The organism is Halorubrum persicum, assembly GCF_002727125.1.
Classification (GTDB): Archaea; Halobacteriota; Halobacteria; order Halobacteriales; family Haloferacaceae; genus Halorubrum; species Halorubrum persicum.
In genome coordinates this window covers 1-15,140 of record NZ_NHOA01000048.1, presented here as the reverse complement: position 1 = coordinate 15,140, position 15,140 = coordinate 1, and the positions used below count along the sequence as shown (strand labels likewise).

Annotated in this window: 13 protein-coding genes; 6 read left to right on the top strand and 7 right to left on the bottom strand. The window is 66.5% G+C overall.

Features of this window, described 5'->3' with window-relative positions; all coding sequences use genetic code 11:
* Positions 1–58 precede the first annotated feature (58 nt).
* Both DJ69_RS07825 and DJ69_RS07820 read right to left on the bottom strand, forming a co-directional pair.
* Positions 59–1,447, bottom strand: coding sequence for a hypothetical protein (locus tag DJ69_RS07825; protein WP_144050403.1), 1,389 nt, complete (start codon positions 1,445–1,447; stop codon positions 59–61).
* Positions 1,383–4,061: an AAA family ATPase gene (locus DJ69_RS07820; RefSeq protein ID WP_099255112.1), complete on the bottom strand. Its 2,679-nt coding sequence runs from the start codon at positions 4,059–4,061 to the stop codon at positions 1,383–1,385. Before DJ69_RS07820 ends, DJ69_RS07825 begins: the two co-directional genes overlap by 65 nt.
* Positions 4,062–4,429: 368 nt before the next feature.
* Here DJ69_RS07820 and DJ69_RS07815 point away from each other — a divergent pair, with 368 nt between their 5' ends.
* Positions 4,430–4,909, top strand: coding sequence for a hypothetical protein (locus DJ69_RS07815; protein WP_099255111.1), 480 nt, complete (start codon positions 4,430–4,432; stop codon positions 4,907–4,909).
* 38 nt (positions 4,910–4,947) lie between these two features.
* Here the strand turns inward: DJ69_RS07815 and DJ69_RS07810 are convergent, their stop codons facing one another.
* The 3 genes from DJ69_RS07810 to DJ69_RS07800 form a co-directional block, all read right to left on the bottom strand.
* Positions 4,948–6,003 carry an acetate and sugar kinases/Hsc70/actin family protein gene (locus DJ69_RS07810; RefSeq protein ID WP_099255110.1) on the bottom strand — a complete coding sequence of 352 codons (1,056 nt, stop codon included), beginning with the start codon at positions 6,001–6,003 and terminating at the stop codon, positions 4,948–4,950.
* Positions 6,000–6,497: a FlaD/FlaE family flagellar protein gene (locus tag DJ69_RS07805; protein WP_099255109.1), complete on the bottom strand. Its 498-nt coding sequence runs from the start codon at positions 6,495–6,497 to the stop codon at positions 6,000–6,002. Before DJ69_RS07805 ends, DJ69_RS07810 begins: the two co-directional genes overlap by 4 nt.
* A gap of 171 nt (positions 6,498–6,668) precedes the next feature.
* Positions 6,669–7,196, bottom strand: coding sequence for a zinc ribbon domain-containing protein (locus tag DJ69_RS07800; RefSeq protein ID WP_099255108.1), 528 nt, complete (start codon positions 7,194–7,196; stop codon positions 6,669–6,671).
* A gap of 138 nt (positions 7,197–7,334) precedes the next feature.
* Between DJ69_RS07800 and DJ69_RS07795 the strand changes: the two genes are divergently transcribed.
* Positions 7,335–8,231 carry a pantoate kinase gene (locus DJ69_RS07795; protein WP_099255107.1) on the top strand — a complete coding sequence of 299 codons (897 nt, stop codon included), beginning with the start codon at positions 7,335–7,337 and terminating at the stop codon, positions 8,229–8,231.
* Positions 8,232–8,356: 125 nt separating this feature from the next.
* Here DJ69_RS07795 and DJ69_RS07790 read toward each other — a convergent pair whose 3' ends face one another.
* Positions 8,357–9,751: a signal recognition particle protein Srp54 gene (locus DJ69_RS07790; RefSeq protein WP_099255106.1), complete on the bottom strand. Its 1,395-nt coding sequence runs from the start codon at positions 9,749–9,751 to the stop codon at positions 8,357–8,359.
* Positions 9,752–9,883: 132 nt separating this feature from the next.
* Positions 9,884–10,558 (bottom strand): hypothetical protein, encoded by a 675-nt coding sequence (locus DJ69_RS07785; protein WP_099255105.1) that lies wholly within the window; start codon positions 10,556–10,558, stop codon positions 9,884–9,886.
* A 172-nt stretch (positions 10,559–10,730) separates the two neighbouring features.
* On the opposite strand from DJ69_RS07785, the gene DJ69_RS07780 reads away from it, so the two are divergent.
* The 4 genes from DJ69_RS07780 to DJ69_RS07765 form a co-directional block, all read left to right on the top strand.
* On the top strand, positions 10,731–11,312 hold the full coding sequence (locus DJ69_RS07780; protein ID WP_099255104.1) for a biotin transporter BioY: 582 nt from the start codon (positions 10,731–10,733) through the stop codon (positions 11,310–11,312).
* Between the two features lie 31 nt (positions 11,313–11,343).
* Entirely contained in the window at positions 11,344–12,132 is a 789-nt protein-coding gene (locus DJ69_RS07775; protein ID WP_099255103.1) for an energy-coupling factor ABC transporter ATP-binding protein, read from the top strand.
* A complete protein-coding gene (locus DJ69_RS07770) occupies positions 12,129–12,842 on the top strand; it encodes an energy-coupling factor transporter transmembrane component T family protein (protein WP_099255102.1) in 714 nt (237 codons plus the stop codon). The genes DJ69_RS07775 and DJ69_RS07770 overlap by 4 nt, the downstream gene beginning before the upstream one ends.
* A 122-nt stretch (positions 12,843–12,964) precedes the next feature.
* A partial coding sequence (locus DJ69_RS07765; protein ID WP_099255101.1) for a heterodisulfide reductase-related iron-sulfur binding cluster occupies positions 12,965–15,140 on the top strand: 2,176 nt, incomplete at its 3' end.

Sequence of the window (15,140 nt, the reverse complement as noted above, 5' to 3'; positions counted from 1 at the left end):
TTATTCCGATTATGATAGATGAATGTCAGGCGAATTTATCCGCCTGTAGTTTGTTTTATCATATTGACTCCGGGATCCAGTCTCTCGGGACGTTGCCGGTGAGGAAGTCCTGTGCAGAAATGTGAGTAACTTGCCCACCGGCTGGGGAGTCGTCGTTTACTTCGACGGCGTCCGTTATCAGTAGTCCAAGAACCTCTGTATTTTGCTCAGATAAATATCCGTAATCATCCTTCTGTGCGAACTCCATGTACTTCAGCAGCTCTTCGAGTCCCCGTGTGAACGTCTGCTGTCTGTCGCTGTACTTGATTTCGCCGAGAACGACCGCTTCAGGTGCTCCTTTAGCTTCCCCATCGTAGACTTCGATCACGAGATCAGGCCGCCCGTGGAACAGTGAGGGGGTAGTGCTATTGCCAAGAAACGCCTTGGTCAGCTGCTGGTGCTGGTTCTGGGCGTTTCTGACACGCTCGGCGTAGTCTGCCTCCACGCCATCGAGTTCGGATAGCGGAACGTGGAACGAGAGGCTGCCGGTTCGGTCGTGATAGACATTAACGGTGTGGTCCTTGTCCTGGAGGATGGCTAACTGACTGGCCCCCGTCTCGATGGGTTGGAGCTGGAACGCCTGCGAGCGAAGCCCGCGTAGCAGCCGGAACACACAGAAGAGTTCGAAGAGCCGCGGGAGACGTTCAGGCACCACAAGTGTGTCCGATAGCAGCTGCGAGATGTCCGGGTCATCATACGCTCCAGACAGTAAGCGCCGGTACCTATCATAAAGGGTGAATGCGTCGGTGTACAGCGCCTGCCGCGACCGCCGGGCCGTGTTGAGCATTCGGGAGGTGACGCGGATATCAGCTCCGTCACGGATACGACTCAAGTGGACATTCCTGGCGTATGTTCGGTCGAATGCTGCGATCTGTTCGTCTGACCAGGCGTCCGCTCGCCAGTCGTACGCGATGGCAGCGATGTCCTCCTCCACCGTGGAGTGAATCGTCCAAAGCAGCTTCTTGAGGACCAGATTCTGGTCGATGTCGTACTCGGTATACGGCGTCTTGCAGGCAAACTTCGTCCGGTCACCGGACTGATCTGCGTATCTGAGCCGCGTTGTCGCCGGCCAATCGACTGCACCACGGACTTCCCCTCGCGTGACCTCGCGCTCGCGCTGGTTGGCGGTCTTAACACGGCGGAGTCGTTCCTGGAGCTGCGCTACGAACTTGACGACGCCGTCGCTGAGACAGAAATGGATCCGCTTGAGTCGATCGAGTTTTTCGATGTTCAGGTCGGTTATGTCGAGCCACTGTGCGACGGCCCGATCATTGACCGTCCCGTTCTGTAGATATGTGACCAGCTCCTGTTGGACGCCATCAACCAGCGCTTGTCGCCCCAACTTACTCATCGGCGCGCGGTGGGAGGTCGAAGAAGTCCTCAGCCTTCCGCTCGAGGCGATCTCCATCCAAGGTGAGGTCAACCGGCCCCGCTTCAGTCTGAACGCTGGTTGCGGTCAAGGAGTCGACGAGACTGCGCTGTGCCTGTGGGGCCATCCCCTCGAGCTGCGGGAACACCAGCGCTACGACTGCGTCAGTGAGTGCCGGACCGGGGTCAGTGGATACGTCTGGGCCCGCTGCCGCGAGGTACCCAAGGAGATCGCGAACAATGGACGGGCCGATGGTCTGGTGTTGGTTCACTTTGTGCCAGACCACGGCAGTCTGTTTGTACGCTGTCTCTAGTACGTCTCGTAGCGACTCGTCGGCCTTGACCCACGCTGTGGCATAGTTCTCGTCTCCGTTCGGGTCCAACAGTGAGGTCCGAACTTTCCCGTCTTCTTCGAGCGGAGGAACCCCGACGTGGACGAAGTTGAAGCGGCGCATGAACGCGTACGAAAGCTCGTATAGCGACGTCTTGTCGTAGGTGTTCATCGTGGCTAGGAGACGCCACGAAGGAGTAACGGGGAAGATGTCCGGGGTTGTGACGATGGACTCCAGGCGTTCTGCCGAGGCGGACTCATCGAGTGAAGCGATTTCGACCGGGTCATCGCGTTCGTACGGGAGCTGCACCGAGTCGCCTGAGAGAACCGAAAACAGCTGCCCGAACGCCTTGTCGATATCGGAGCGGTTGATTTCGTCGATCACCAGCCACTCGTTCCTGATCTCTCCATCTCGCCGGAAACAGTCGAGGAAGATTCGTGGCTGGAATACCAGCTCATCCCCCTCTGCTGTTCGGTTCGGCACGTATCCACCAATGGTATCGAAGGTCGTCCATTCGGCTGTTGCCGTGGTAAACCGATACCCGTCCACGATTTCCCCTTGTGCAGCCGCAACGTGCTCGCAGACGTGTTTTGCTAACTTTGTCTTTCCCGTTCCGGGTGGTCCGGTGAAGATGATGTGCTTTCCAGAGTTTAGTGATGCCTGTATCTGCCGCTGGAGCTCGGCTTCCGACTCGAAATAAAGCTCATCGGGCAGATGAACTGAGACTGATAGCTGGGATAACCGTCCTCGCAGGGATTCGATCTGGTCTTCGATCGGGTTTCGGTGCCGAAGCGCCTCGAACGCCTCCTCGGGGAGCGGGAAGATCGCTCCCCGCCCGTTCGTTCGGATAACCACAGAATCAGCCATTTCCGGCACGGACTCGACCGTACTCCAGTCCAACGGCCCGACCGACCCATCGTAGCGAATGGTGACGCCTTCGACTGGTCCCTCGTAACCTTCGGGCTGCTCTGTGTGTAATCCCTCAACAACTGTTCCTTCGCCAACGAGGGCGCTCGTTGGCGATGACGCGTAGAACAGCACGCGATCACCTGCCCCGGCAGTTTCGAAGGCCTCCTGTTGGTTCCGGGGGCTCCCAGCTTTGCTAGTGGCGGTGTAAAAAACCTCCTCGCCTTTGCCCATCGACTGAACGTCCCACTGCCGATGGTTTGAGGTCACCCAGTAGTGGTTCGGCCCTCCCGCCTCAGCGAGGCGTAGTAGTGTGTTATAAGCATCCTCCGAAAGCTCGGTGACTACGTACGGGTTGTTTGATTCGACGACAGGGTTGCCTTCGAGTTGCGGGAGAGTTGTAATACTGTCCCACCCGACCCCTTCGAGTGAGCGGTCCCATGCGATCGTGATCCCTTCGGCTGGACCGTCGTATGATTCGACATACTCCTCGTGGAGTCCTTCTGTAACGTGCGCCTTTCCGACGATTGCTCTCCGTGGAGCATTTCGGTAGACAAGGACTTGATCGCCGGGCTGAGCTTGGTTGTAGGCCTCGATATTGCGTCGTTCCGTCCCGTCAGTCTGGGTGGTTTTGTAGAACGTCTCGCCGCCCTCCTGATACCATCCTGTGCTGGCGGAGTTAATCCAGAAGAACTGCGTTGTATCTGGCTTGTCTATCTGTTCCTTATTGAGCCAATAAAGGCACAGGCGTTCGATGCCCCACAAGTGAATCTCCTTCCCAGTGTGATCTTCAATAGTCTCGCGAATTTCCTCATTCAGTTCCCAGAATTCGACGTAGTCCTCAGCAAGGTCCCCACTCGGCTCCCATATATCGAGGTCCGATAGCGCATCACGGATCGATTTGTAGTATATTGGGAACGAATCAGGCTCCTGCAGTTGCCAAAAGTACGAGAGAAAATACGGAATTGAGCCAGCATGCGGTGCTTTCTGGACGTTGTCTATGTTAGAACGGATAGCCTCGACCCGTTGCTCTAGTCTCCGAATTTTCTCACTGGCAGCGTTTGTATCCTCAGGTGCGATGAGAAGCTCTCTGAGTAGCGCCGGTAGTTCCGGCTCGTGGTCGGGTTCTGCCGTTGAAATGAGCATGTTCAGAAACATCCCGCCACTAGTACCGCTGAACCCCCATAGCCGGTTACTGGCCTCCGCACTCACCATTTCGCTCCGGAACGTTTCGAGGTCTATCTCACGGTCAAGAAACCGATGAAGAATGTCACGCCGAGTGGGAAGCTGCTCTCGGCGCTTCGAATTCTGTTCCCCGTGGTCGTGAATCGTTCCGTCAGTGCTTGCATAGCGAAATTCGGCGTCAGCGTACGAATCCCACACCCGGATTATCTCCTCGGGGTCGTCGAGGACCATACTCTGGAATACAGTAGTACCCTGATTAAATTGCGGGTGCCGATCATATTGTGGACAGCAGTTGCGGTAATCAGATACGTGTCGAGGAGCGGAATCTGAGTTTCCTCAGGGGGATGTGAGTTCAGCGACAAACGTTCTGCTTACGTAAACGAACAGCGGACCGAACTCCAGGCGGATTCGATTTAACATTTAAAATGTAGAATGTCACCGCCGAGGGTATTCTGCGACGAACGAACTCGCAAGGCGTTACTGTCACAGCGGTTCGACCCCGGAGCGCGAGGGAGGCGAGCGCTCGTTTCGGACTCGTTCGGCCCCCCGCCGTCTCCGGCATGTGTGTCATTTTTTACCATGGGGTTCGTGGGATCGTCATGGACTCGACCCAATACCGCGACGCGGTCGTCGAAAATCGGCGGAAACACGACTTCGAGGTGATCGACGAGTACACGAAGGGGTTCGACCCGGTGTGGGTGACTCACGACGACGACGACGCCTCGGTGGGCGATGTCGCCGTGTTCGCGACGCTGGTGAACCGACCGAATCCGGGGCCCGCTGACATCACCGCGGCCGCCGACGAGTTCCGGGAGGTGCTCGTCGACCGAGTCGACGAGCGGCGGGGGTCGACGACGCCGCTCGGCTACGTCACGTTCGCGGCGGCAGACCCCGATCAGTCCGTCATCGACGCGGCACGGTCGTACACGGTCGCCCGCCGCCGGACCAACGTGTTTCCGATCGTGTACGACTGCGAAGCGGAGACGCTACACCGACACGAGATCCCGCGCCTGAAGGGGCGGGGTATCTACCGTCGGCAGGCGGAAGACGTCGAACGGCTGTTCGAGGTCACAGAGTAAGGGCGCAGGCGAAACGCGGTCGGAGAGAAGGTCGCTGTTCAGATCAGGCGCTCGGCGATCCGACCGGCGCCCTCCGCGGCGGCGGTCGCGGGGTCGTCGGGGGAGACGACCTCGACGTCGCGGTCGAGTTCGGCGGCGAGCCGCTTCTCGAACTCCTCGGTGAGCCCGGGGATGCAGGCCATCCCGCCGGTCGCTGCGATGGGGCGGCCCAGCGCGAGCTGGTACGGTTTCATGTGGTCGTTCGCGAGCTCCGGCAGGAACTCGTTGGCGACGACATCGACCGCCTCGTCGATGTACCGGTCGACCGGCTCTCGCACGCCGCGGTCGACGGTGAACTCGTGGCTCCCGCCGCCGGGCTGCTGGATCACGTCCGTGAACGGCTCGAAGTCGTACACGTCGGCGTGCTCCTCCTTGTACTCCCGAGCGGTCGTCCGGTCGATGTGGACGCGGCCCTGGCTCTCCTCCTCGACGGCGGCGACGATCCGGCGGTCGACCTCGTTGCCCGTCACCGAGCCGGTCGAGAACGGGGAGAGCTGCTCGCCGCGCCGGTAGGCGCACGCCTCCAGCGTCGTCGACCCCATGTTGATCGAGACGAACACCTCGTCGATGGCGGAGAGGTCGTCGCCGTAGGCGGGGATCGCCCCGCAGAGCGACTCGGGGTAGCTCCGCGTCTCGACCTGCCCGATCGAGGAGCCCTCGATCACCGATTTGAGGTTGTTCACGCCCGCCTCGTTGTCGATGGTGGGGACCGCGTACACGACCGCGCTGTCCTCGGGCACGTCGTGGGCATCGACGAGCGCCTCGAAGAAGCGCTCGGCGTCGGCGACGCTCTCGTCGTCCTCGGGCAGCCCCGAGCGGAGCATAAAGCGCACCGTGTCGGGGTACTCGATCGCGGCCTCGTGCCCGAACAGGACCTGCTCCTCGCCCGTGATGGCGTCCTCGTAGGTCGCCAGACACGTCAGCGTCGAGTGTCGCTCGCGGCCGCCCCGCCCGTCGGGGAGGTCGAGCACCGTCCGGGTGCTACCGAGTTTTACGCCGACCGCTTCGGGACCGTCTGTACTGTTGATGTCCGTGGATTCGTCGTCGTCGCTCATGATTCACTCGCACACGAAGCGATCCGGACGATGGAGACGAGGCTGATCCGATGGTCCGCGGGGGTGAAAGGCCGGTCGTACCGCGAGGCGTCGAACCCCTCCAACCGGCGCCGGAGGGCCTCGACTGCGTCGGCGGCGACCCAGCCGAGCTCGGCGTAGTACGACAGCGCGTCCCGGCTCCGCACGTGGCCGCCGGCGTCGACGAGGTAGCCGAGCCACTCGCCGATTTCGTGTTCCGCCTCCGGGGAGGCGGGAATCGCCGTCAGGTACGGCCGATCGCCGGCGCCGGAGCGGTCTCCGCCGCCGGACAGCCGCGCCCCCCGCTGACGCTGGAGCAGCTCGGTGAACGCGGCCGAGCGGGCGGCCTGCTCCGCTCGGTTCCGGTTCGGCTGACGAAGCGGCCGCTCCCGAGGCGCTTCGTCGGCGCCGTCCCGCGGTGCATCCGCGATCCGGCGCAGCTCCCGTACGTCGTATTGCCGTGGATTCAGACTCATATTCCGTCCGTCGTTCGCGTCCGTATCCGGTCCGTCGCAGCCCGGATATATGATAGTTGCCACGCAATTATCAGCGGTGAGAAACTACTGCGGTCGGACGCGCGGAACGCGGTACCGCGTCCCTCGGTGAGCGCTTCGCCCGTTTCGGAGCCACTCCGAGAACGGCCGGATTCACTCCGCGTCGGCCCACGGGAGGGGTTCGGTACACCAGTGGCAGAAGTCGAGGTCGGCGTCGGTCTGCTTGCCGCAGTGCGGACACTCGACCTTCGCCGGTCCCGCGTCGCTCTCGGCGACGGTCGCGTCGGAGGCCAGAGCGTTCGTCCCGCGGCGGTCGCCGTTCGTCTCGCCGTCCTCGCTCGCGGCGCGCCGCCGGATCGCCTCGGCGGTCGCGTCGGCGCGTCGCCGCTCAGCGATGTCGGCGCGCCCGACGAGGTAGGCGTCGACCGCGGAGAGGGCGTACAGGATGAGGATCGGTAAGACCACGTCGGTCGGCAGCGCGGCCGCCGTCTCGGTGGCCTCCGTCAACGACATCGTCGATCCGACGGAGACGTCGTAAAGGGCGAACAGCGCCACGGTGCCGCCGACGATCGTCAGGTGCCACAGCAGCGCCCGACCCCACCGGCGCAGGATGAGGTGGCCGAGGCCCGGCAGCGCCATCGCCAGCACCGCGGCGAGCAGGGGACGCAACTGGTCTCGCATACCTCGCCGGTTCGGTTGGCCGGTATTTAGGCCTGCGGTGTCACCGGCCTCGGAGGCGGTCGGTTCCCGAGTCGCGCTCGGCGTCCCACCGACGCGCGGATAACAACCGTTAATCGACGGCCACCCCTCCGACTCGCCATGAGCAGGCAGCGGGCGAGCGCATTCGTTCCCGGTCACGTCACCGCCTTCTTCAGCGCGCACCCGGCCGAGCGCCCCGCGGCCGCCGGATCGCGCGGTGCCGGAGTGACGCTCACCGACGGCGTCACGGTTCGGGTGTCGGCCGCGGGCGGGGCGGGCGAGCCGGACGCACTGGACGAGAGCGGCTCCCGCACCGTCAACGGCGAGGCGGGGACGATCGGCGCGGTCGAGGACGTGCTCGCGGAGCTGGGAACCGCCGATGTCGACGTGGCCGTCGAGACGGAGCTCCCGATCGGCGCCGGCTTCGGGGTCTCGGGGGCGGCCGCGCTCGGGGCGGCGCTCGCCGCGAACGACGCACTCGACCGCGGGCGCTTCGAGAACGACCTGGTCCGGATCGCTCACGAGGCGGAGGTGGGTCGCGGGACGGGGCTGGGCGACGTCGTCGCGCAGGCGCGCGGCGGGGTCCCGCTCCGGCTGGAGCCCGGCGCACCGGCGGTCGGCGAGCTCGACGGGATCCCGGCGACCGGTCGGGTGGAGTACGTCACGTTCGGCGAGCTGTCGACCGAGGAGGTGTTGGGCGGCGACACCGCCTCCCTCTCGGCCGCCGGCGAGGACGCGCTCGATCGGCTCCGCGCGGACCCGCGGCTTCCGACGATGATGGACGCGGCCCGCGCGTTCGCCCGCGAGGCCGACCTCCTCGTCCCCGAGGTCGCCGAGGCGATCGCGGCCGTGGAGGAGTCGACCGCCGAGGCTGACGGCGATTCTGGCGGCCACGGGGCCGCGATGGCGATGCTCGGTCGCACCGTCTTCGCGCTCGGAACCGGGCTCTCCGACGCCGGCTACGACCCGGAGCGCTGTCGGATCGACGCCGCTGGCGCGCGGCTCGTCGAGCGGTAACGCTCCGAACGCTCGGCGGGGACGAGAATCGGAGAGGCGGCGCGCGCACGCGAGGAAGAAAGAAATTGGGGGCACGGGAACCGGGAGGGCGGCGGGGCCCGCGGCGAGCCGCCGTCGGTCGGTGGTTAGAAGGGGCCCTTGCCGCCGCCCATCATGTCGCCGAGGCCGCCGCCCTCGCCGCCGCCCATCTTCTTCATCATCCGCTGCATGTCGCCCTCGCCCATGCCCTGGAACTGGCTGATCGTCTGTTCCATCATGGAGTGTTGTTCGAGCAGCTGCTGAACCGTCTCCTTGTCAGTGCCGGAGCCGCGGGCGATCCGCTCCGTGCGCGACTGCCCGACGACGCGGGGGTTCTCCAGCTCCTCCTCGGTCATCGAGTCCATGATGCGCTCGAAGCGGCGCATCCGGTCTTGGGTCACGTCCATCGCGTCGTCCGGGAGCTGGTCCATCATCCCGCCGCCCATGCCGGGGATCATGTCCATCACCTGGTCGAGGGGCCCCATCCGGTTCATCGCGTCCATCTGCTTTTTCATGTCCTTCAGGGTGAACTCGCCCTGCAGCATATCCTCGGGGTCCCAATCTTCGTCCTCCTCTTGGGCCTCCTCCATGGCGCGCTCGACGCGCTCGGAGAGCTGCTTGAGGTCGCCCATCCCGAGCAGCCGGGAGATGAACCCGGAGGGCTCGAACCGTTCGATGTCCTGAACCGTCTCGCCGGTCCCGAGGAAGGCGATGGAGGAGTCGGTCTCGTTGACCGCCGTCAGCGCACCCCCACCCTTCGCGGTCCCGTCGAGCTTGGTGATCATCACGCCCTCGATGCCGATCGACTCCTCGAACTGGCGGGCCTGCTCTTTCGCTCCCTGCCCGATCGCGGCGTCGAGCACGAGGAGGGAGCGGTCGGGGTCGACCGCCTGCTCGATCTCCTCGATCTCCGCGATGAGGTCGTCTTCGAGCGCGTGGCGCCCGGCCGTGTCGACGATGTGCACGTCGGCGTCCGCGGTCTCTTCGAGCCCCGTCCGCGCGATCTCGACGGGGTCGTCGTTGTCGGGGTTGCCGTAGAAGTCGACCTCCGCGCGCTCGCACATCTGTTTGGCCTGATCGTACGCGCCCGGGCGGAAGGTGTCGGTCTGGATGACCGCGGGCCGGAGCCCCTTCTTCGAGAACCACCACGCCATCTTGGCCGCGGAGGTGGTCTTCCCGGACCCCTGCAGGCCGGCGAGCAGGATCGTCTGATTCTCGAGGGGGAGCTCAGTCGAGTCGCCGACCAGGTCGACCATCTCCTCGTAGACGATCTTGAGGACGTGGTCCTTCGCGGTCGTCCCGGCCGGCGGCTCCTCTTCGAGGGCGCGGGACTTGATCGAGTCCGACAGCTCCATCACGAGGGAGACGTCGACGTCGGCGGAGAGGAGCGAGCGCTGGATCTCTTTGACGATCTCCTCGACGTCGCTCTCGGAGAGTCGGGACTTCCCCTGGAGCTTGTCGAGGCTGCTCCGGAGGGACGTACCGAGGTCGTCGAGTACCATTTGCCGGAGATAGGCGGTCGACGCGGTAAAGCTTTGTTCGTCGGCGTCGGCGAGGCGTTCGGCGCGGGGCGCGTCGGCTGTCGGCCCGGTCGTATCCTCGTCTGGAGCCCGGTCGCTCCCGGAATCCGCGACCTACAGCGACACGTCCGTCTCGATGTCCTCGGTCGCCTCTTCGAGCCCGTCCTCGCGGGCGGTCTCGGCGTGCGATCCCTCGATGTCGGCGTCGGTGAGGAGGTCGCGGAACTCGTCGCGGAACCGGTCGTTCGCGCGGGTGGAGGTCAGGTCCACGCGAGCGACGCGGGCGTACCCGGCGACGGCGTCGGGGTCGGCGTCGAGGGCCGCCGCGCACTCGGGGATGGAGCGGCCCTCCGCGGTCAGCTGTTTCAGGTCGTCGTACGCGAACGACGCGTCGTCGGTGTCGCGGTCGGCCTCGCGGACGAGGTGGAGGTCGAGCCGCGCGTCGCGGACGGCCTCGGGGTCGACGAGGGGGACGCCGTCCGAGCCACCCGCGCGCCCATCGTCGCCAGCGTCCGCCTCCCGCTCCTCGGCGAGCGCGGTCGCGATCGCCGCGTCGTCGTCCGCCTCGAAGCGCCCGCGGGCGATCCGGGCGTAGGTCGCGTCGTCGAGGTCGGTCGAGAAGTCGTACCGCTCGCGCATGGCGGCGACGAGTTCGCGGACCCGCTCGTCGACCGCCGCCTCGTCGCGGTCGGTGAGCGTTCCGCGCGACTCCGCCTGCTGCTCGGTGACCGTCTCTGACCCGGTGGTCTCGACGAAGATATCGCGGAGCTCGGAGGTCTTCTCGTCCATGGGCGGTGGGTTACGCGCCGCCGATAAATAAGCCTCGCGTCCGGTCGTGAGAGCCTCCGACGGCCTCGCGTCCGCTTTCGGGAGTCTCCGGGAGCGTCACGCGGGGCGTGTCGGACGCCTGTCGCCGTCGTCAACCAGTATCTTCAAGTTGGTTTACGAGGGTCTCGAGGGTATGGCAACCAGCACGGAGTCCGTGGATCTCGTCGGCGACGAAGCGGCGACGAACCTCGCCCGCGCGGCGCTGTTCGCCGCGCTCGTCGGCGCGTTCGCGTACGTGACGTTCCCGAACCCCGTCTCGCCCGTCTCGGTGACGCTCCAAGTGCTCGGCGTGTTCCTCGCCGGGATCTACCTCGGCCCCGTGTGGGGGGGCGCGTCGCTCGTCCTCTACCTCGCGGCCGGCGCGGTCGGCGCCCCGGTGTTCGAGGGGGGCTCCGCCGGCGCGGGCGCCCTCGTCGGGCAGTCGGCGGGGTACCTCTGGTCGTACCCGCTCGCCGCCGCCGCGGTCGGCGCGGCCGTCCACCGCGGCGCGACGCTCCGCGACCTCGACGCCGTCGGACTCCCGACGCTCGTGGGCGCGATGGCCCTCGGCACCGTCGTCATCTACGCGCTCGGCGTCGCCTGGCTCGCGTTCGCGCTCTCGCTCGGCCCCGTCGAGGCGGTCACCGTCGGGGCGGTCGCGTTCCTGCCCGCGGAGGCGCTGAAGGTCGCCGCCGCGGTCGGCATCGTGCGCTCCGAGGCGGTCGCGGCCGCGTGAGCGAGCCCGCCGCGGGCGTCGGGGTGATCGCGTGATCGACGTCGACGGCGTCACGTGTCGGTTCGACGGCGGCGTCGTCGCGGTCGACGACGTGCACCTCTCGGTCCCCGACGGCGAGTTCCTGATCGTCGCCGGCGCGAACGGCTCCGGGAAGACGACGCTCGTCCGGACGTTCAACGGGCTCGTCGACCCCGACGCCGGGTCGGTCGCGGTGAACGGGACTCCCGTCAGCGACGACCTCGTCGCCGCGCGCTCGGCGGTCGGGATGGTGTTCCAGGACCCGCGCGACCAGCTGGTGGCGGCGACCGTCGGCGCGGACGTGGCGTTCGGCCCGGAGAATCTCGGCTGTGACCACGACGAGATCGACCGGCGGGTCGCCGACGCCCTCGCGGCGGTGAACATGGACGGCCGCGAGGACGACCGGATCGCGAGCCTCTCCGGGGGCGAGCGCGAGCGCGTCGCCATCGCGGGCGCGCTCGCGATGGACCCCGATCACCTCGTCTTGGACGAGCCGTTCACCGGGTTGGACGAGCCGGCCCGACGGTCGGTGGTCGAGCGCCTGCGCGAACTCGGCGCGGCCGGAACGAGCGTGATCGTCGTCACGCACGACCTCCGCGACGTGCTGGGGCTCGCGGACCGGGTCGTGGGCCTGTCGGGGGGGCGGATCGCCGTCGACGCCGCGCCGCGAGAGGCGACCGCGAGCCTGCCGGGGCTGGACGTTCGGGTGCCGGCGGGGTTCGGCGATCGGCCCGGAGACGCCGCCGTCAACGACGCCGCCGACCCGCCCGCGAACGACGCCGCCGACACCGTCGACCAGTGACCCTCTCCTACGTCCCGGGCGACTCGCTCGCTCACCGGCTCGATCCCCGGTCGAAGCTCCTCGTCCAAGCCGGATTCGCGGCGGTCGCGTACGCGTACACGACGCCGCGGGGGCTCGGCGCGCTCACCCTCCTCGCGGTCGCCTGCCTCTCCCTCGCGGGGGGCGGGCCGCGCGACCTGTGGAGCTACCGAGCCGCGTTCCCGGTGCTCCTCGTCGCCCCCCTGGTCGCCGGCGCGACGCTCGGGGCGCCGTGGTTCCGGGTCGAGCGCGCCGCGACCACGGGGCTCGCGAGCTACCGCGTCCTGCTGATCCTCGTCGTCGCCGCCGGATACGTCAGGTCGACGCCGGTCCGAGAGTCGCGGGCGGCGATCCAGCGCCTGATCCCCGGCAAACCCGGACAGTTCCTCGGGGTCGGCGTCGCGCTCGTGTTCCGGTTCCTCCCGCTGTTGAAGCGGGACCTGCTGACGGCGCGTGAGGCGGTCCGGGCGCGCGGCGGCGGGGCCCTCCCGGTCCGTGAGCGCGTGCGGCTCGTCGCCGTCGCGGGGATCAACCGGGCGTTCGGACGGGCGGACCGGCTGGGGACCGCGCTGAACGCCCGGTGTTTCGCGTGGAACCCGACGCTCCCGCGGCTCTCGCTCGGCCCCGCGGACTACCCGGCGCTCGCGGTCGGCGGCGGGTTGGCGGCGGCCGCCGCGGCGACCGTGGTGTAGGCGTCGGTACGGCGGTCGTGGTGTCGGAGTTCGGCGATCGCCGTGGCGCCTTCCCGGGAACGCCGGGCGACGCATCCGGCGTTGTGGCAAGTTTTAACCCCGCCGTATCCGCGTGATCGATCATGACTCCGTTGCAGGCGGCCACCCGGGAGACGTTCTGGACGATCGGCCCGATCGGGAAGGTCGCGTTCTACTGGCTCGCTGTGGTCGCGATTCTCGTGTTCCTGTACGGGGTGTACGCCCGATTCGCGGCGTACACCCGCGGGAGCGAGGACCCGCGGGACCGACTGTCGAATCTCCCCGCCCGGACCGTCGCGGCGACGAAGACCGTCCTCTCGAACGAGAATCAGTTCGACGGGGACCTGTACACCGGCGTGATGCACACGTTCGTGCTGTGGGGCTTTCTCACCCTGCTGGTCGCGACGACCATCCTCGGGTTCGACATCGACGTCTACCGACCGCTCGCGGGCGAGTCGTTCTGGGTGGGCGACTTCTATCTGGCCTATCAGTTCACCGTCGACGCGTTCGGGCTGCTGTTCGTCGTCGGCGTCGGTATGGCGATGTATCGCCGGTACCGGAACCGGGAGGGGCGCCTCTGGGGGAAACACACCTCGCTCGAGGACGACGCGTTCGTCTGGGCGCTCTTCGCGCTCGGCGTCGGCGGCTTCGTCGTGCAGGCGCTCGGCATCGTCGGCCAGCCGGCGCGAGCCGACGAGACGGTGAGCTTCGTCGGGATGGCGATGGCCGCCGGGTTCCGGTGGGTCGGGCTGACGCCCGCCGGCGCCGAAGCGATCTACGGCGTCGTCTGGTGGAGCCACTCGCTGCTGGCGTTCGCCTTCATCGCGTGGATCCCGTACGCGAAGCCGTTCCACATGATCTCCTCGTTCGCGAACGTCGTCGCCCGCGACGAGAAGGCCGGCGCGCGGCTCCCGAACGTCCCCGCCGACCTCGATCACACCAACGCGAAGTCGATCGAGGACTTCACCTGGAAGGAGCTCATGGACGGCGACGCCTGTACGAAGTGCGGGCGGTGTTCGTCCGCCTGCCCCGCCGAGACCGTCGGGCGAAACCTCGACCCGCGAGACGTGATCCTCGATCTAAAGGCGTACCGCGAGTCCGTAAGCGACGACCCGGTGGCCGGGAATCGCGACGCGATGGCGACCGACGGCGGCGTGGCCGGCGCCGCCCCCGTCAACGACGGCGGCACCGTCCCGATCGTCGCCGACGAGGGCGGCGTGATCGCCAGCGAGTCGATGGAGTCCTGTATGTCCTGTATGGCCTGCATGGAGGCCTGTCCCGTCGACATCGAACACCTCACCTCGTTCACGAAGCTGAACCGCCAACTCGTCGACGAGGGGGCAGTCGACTCGAACCTCCAGGACGTGTTCCAAGACGTGATGCAGAAGGGGAACACCTTCGGCGAGTCGCAGTCGGCCCGCGGCGACTGGGCCGACGACCTGGACGATGTCGAGGTCCCGGACGCCCGCGAGGAGGAGGTGGAGTTCCTCTGGTACGTCGGCGACTACCCGAGCTTCGACGACCGCAACAAATCGGTCGCCCGCGCGCTCGCCCGCCTGTTCGACGAGGCGGACGTGTCGTTCGGCATCCTCTTCGACGACGAGAAGACGGACGGCAACGACATCCGCCGGATCGGCGAGGAGTTCCTCTACCTCGAGCTCGCCGGGCACCACGTCGAGACGTTCGCCGACTGCGAGTTCGACAAGATCGTCTGTACCGACCCGCACTCGTACAACACCATCAAAAACGAGTACCCCGAGGTCGACTTCGCGGAGTTCGCGGACGACCCGATGATGCCGTTCGACCGCGAGGAGCCGTGGAACGCGGAGGGAGCGATCGACGTGTTCCACTGGACGCAGGTGGTGGAAGAGCTCGTGGCCGACGGGCGGCTGAACCTCACGGGCGACGAGCTCGACTACACCGTCACCTACCACGACCCCTGTCACCTCGGGCGGTACAACGACGAGTACGAGGCGCCCCGCGAGCTAATCTCGGCGACCGGCGCCGACCTCCACGAGATGCCGCGCTCGCGGGACGACTCGTTCTGCTGTGGCGGCGGCAGCGGCGGGCTCTGGACCGAACACGAGGAGGCGGTCAAGCCGAGCGAGGAGCGCCTCCGAGAAGCGCTCGAGGACACCGACGCGGGCGACGCGGTGGAGAAGTTCGTCGTCGCCTGCCCGATGTGCACGACGATGTTCGAGGACGGGCGGAAGACGGGGAACTTCGAGGATGACGTGGAGATCGTCGACGTCGCGGAGCTCCTGATCGAGGCGGTGGAAG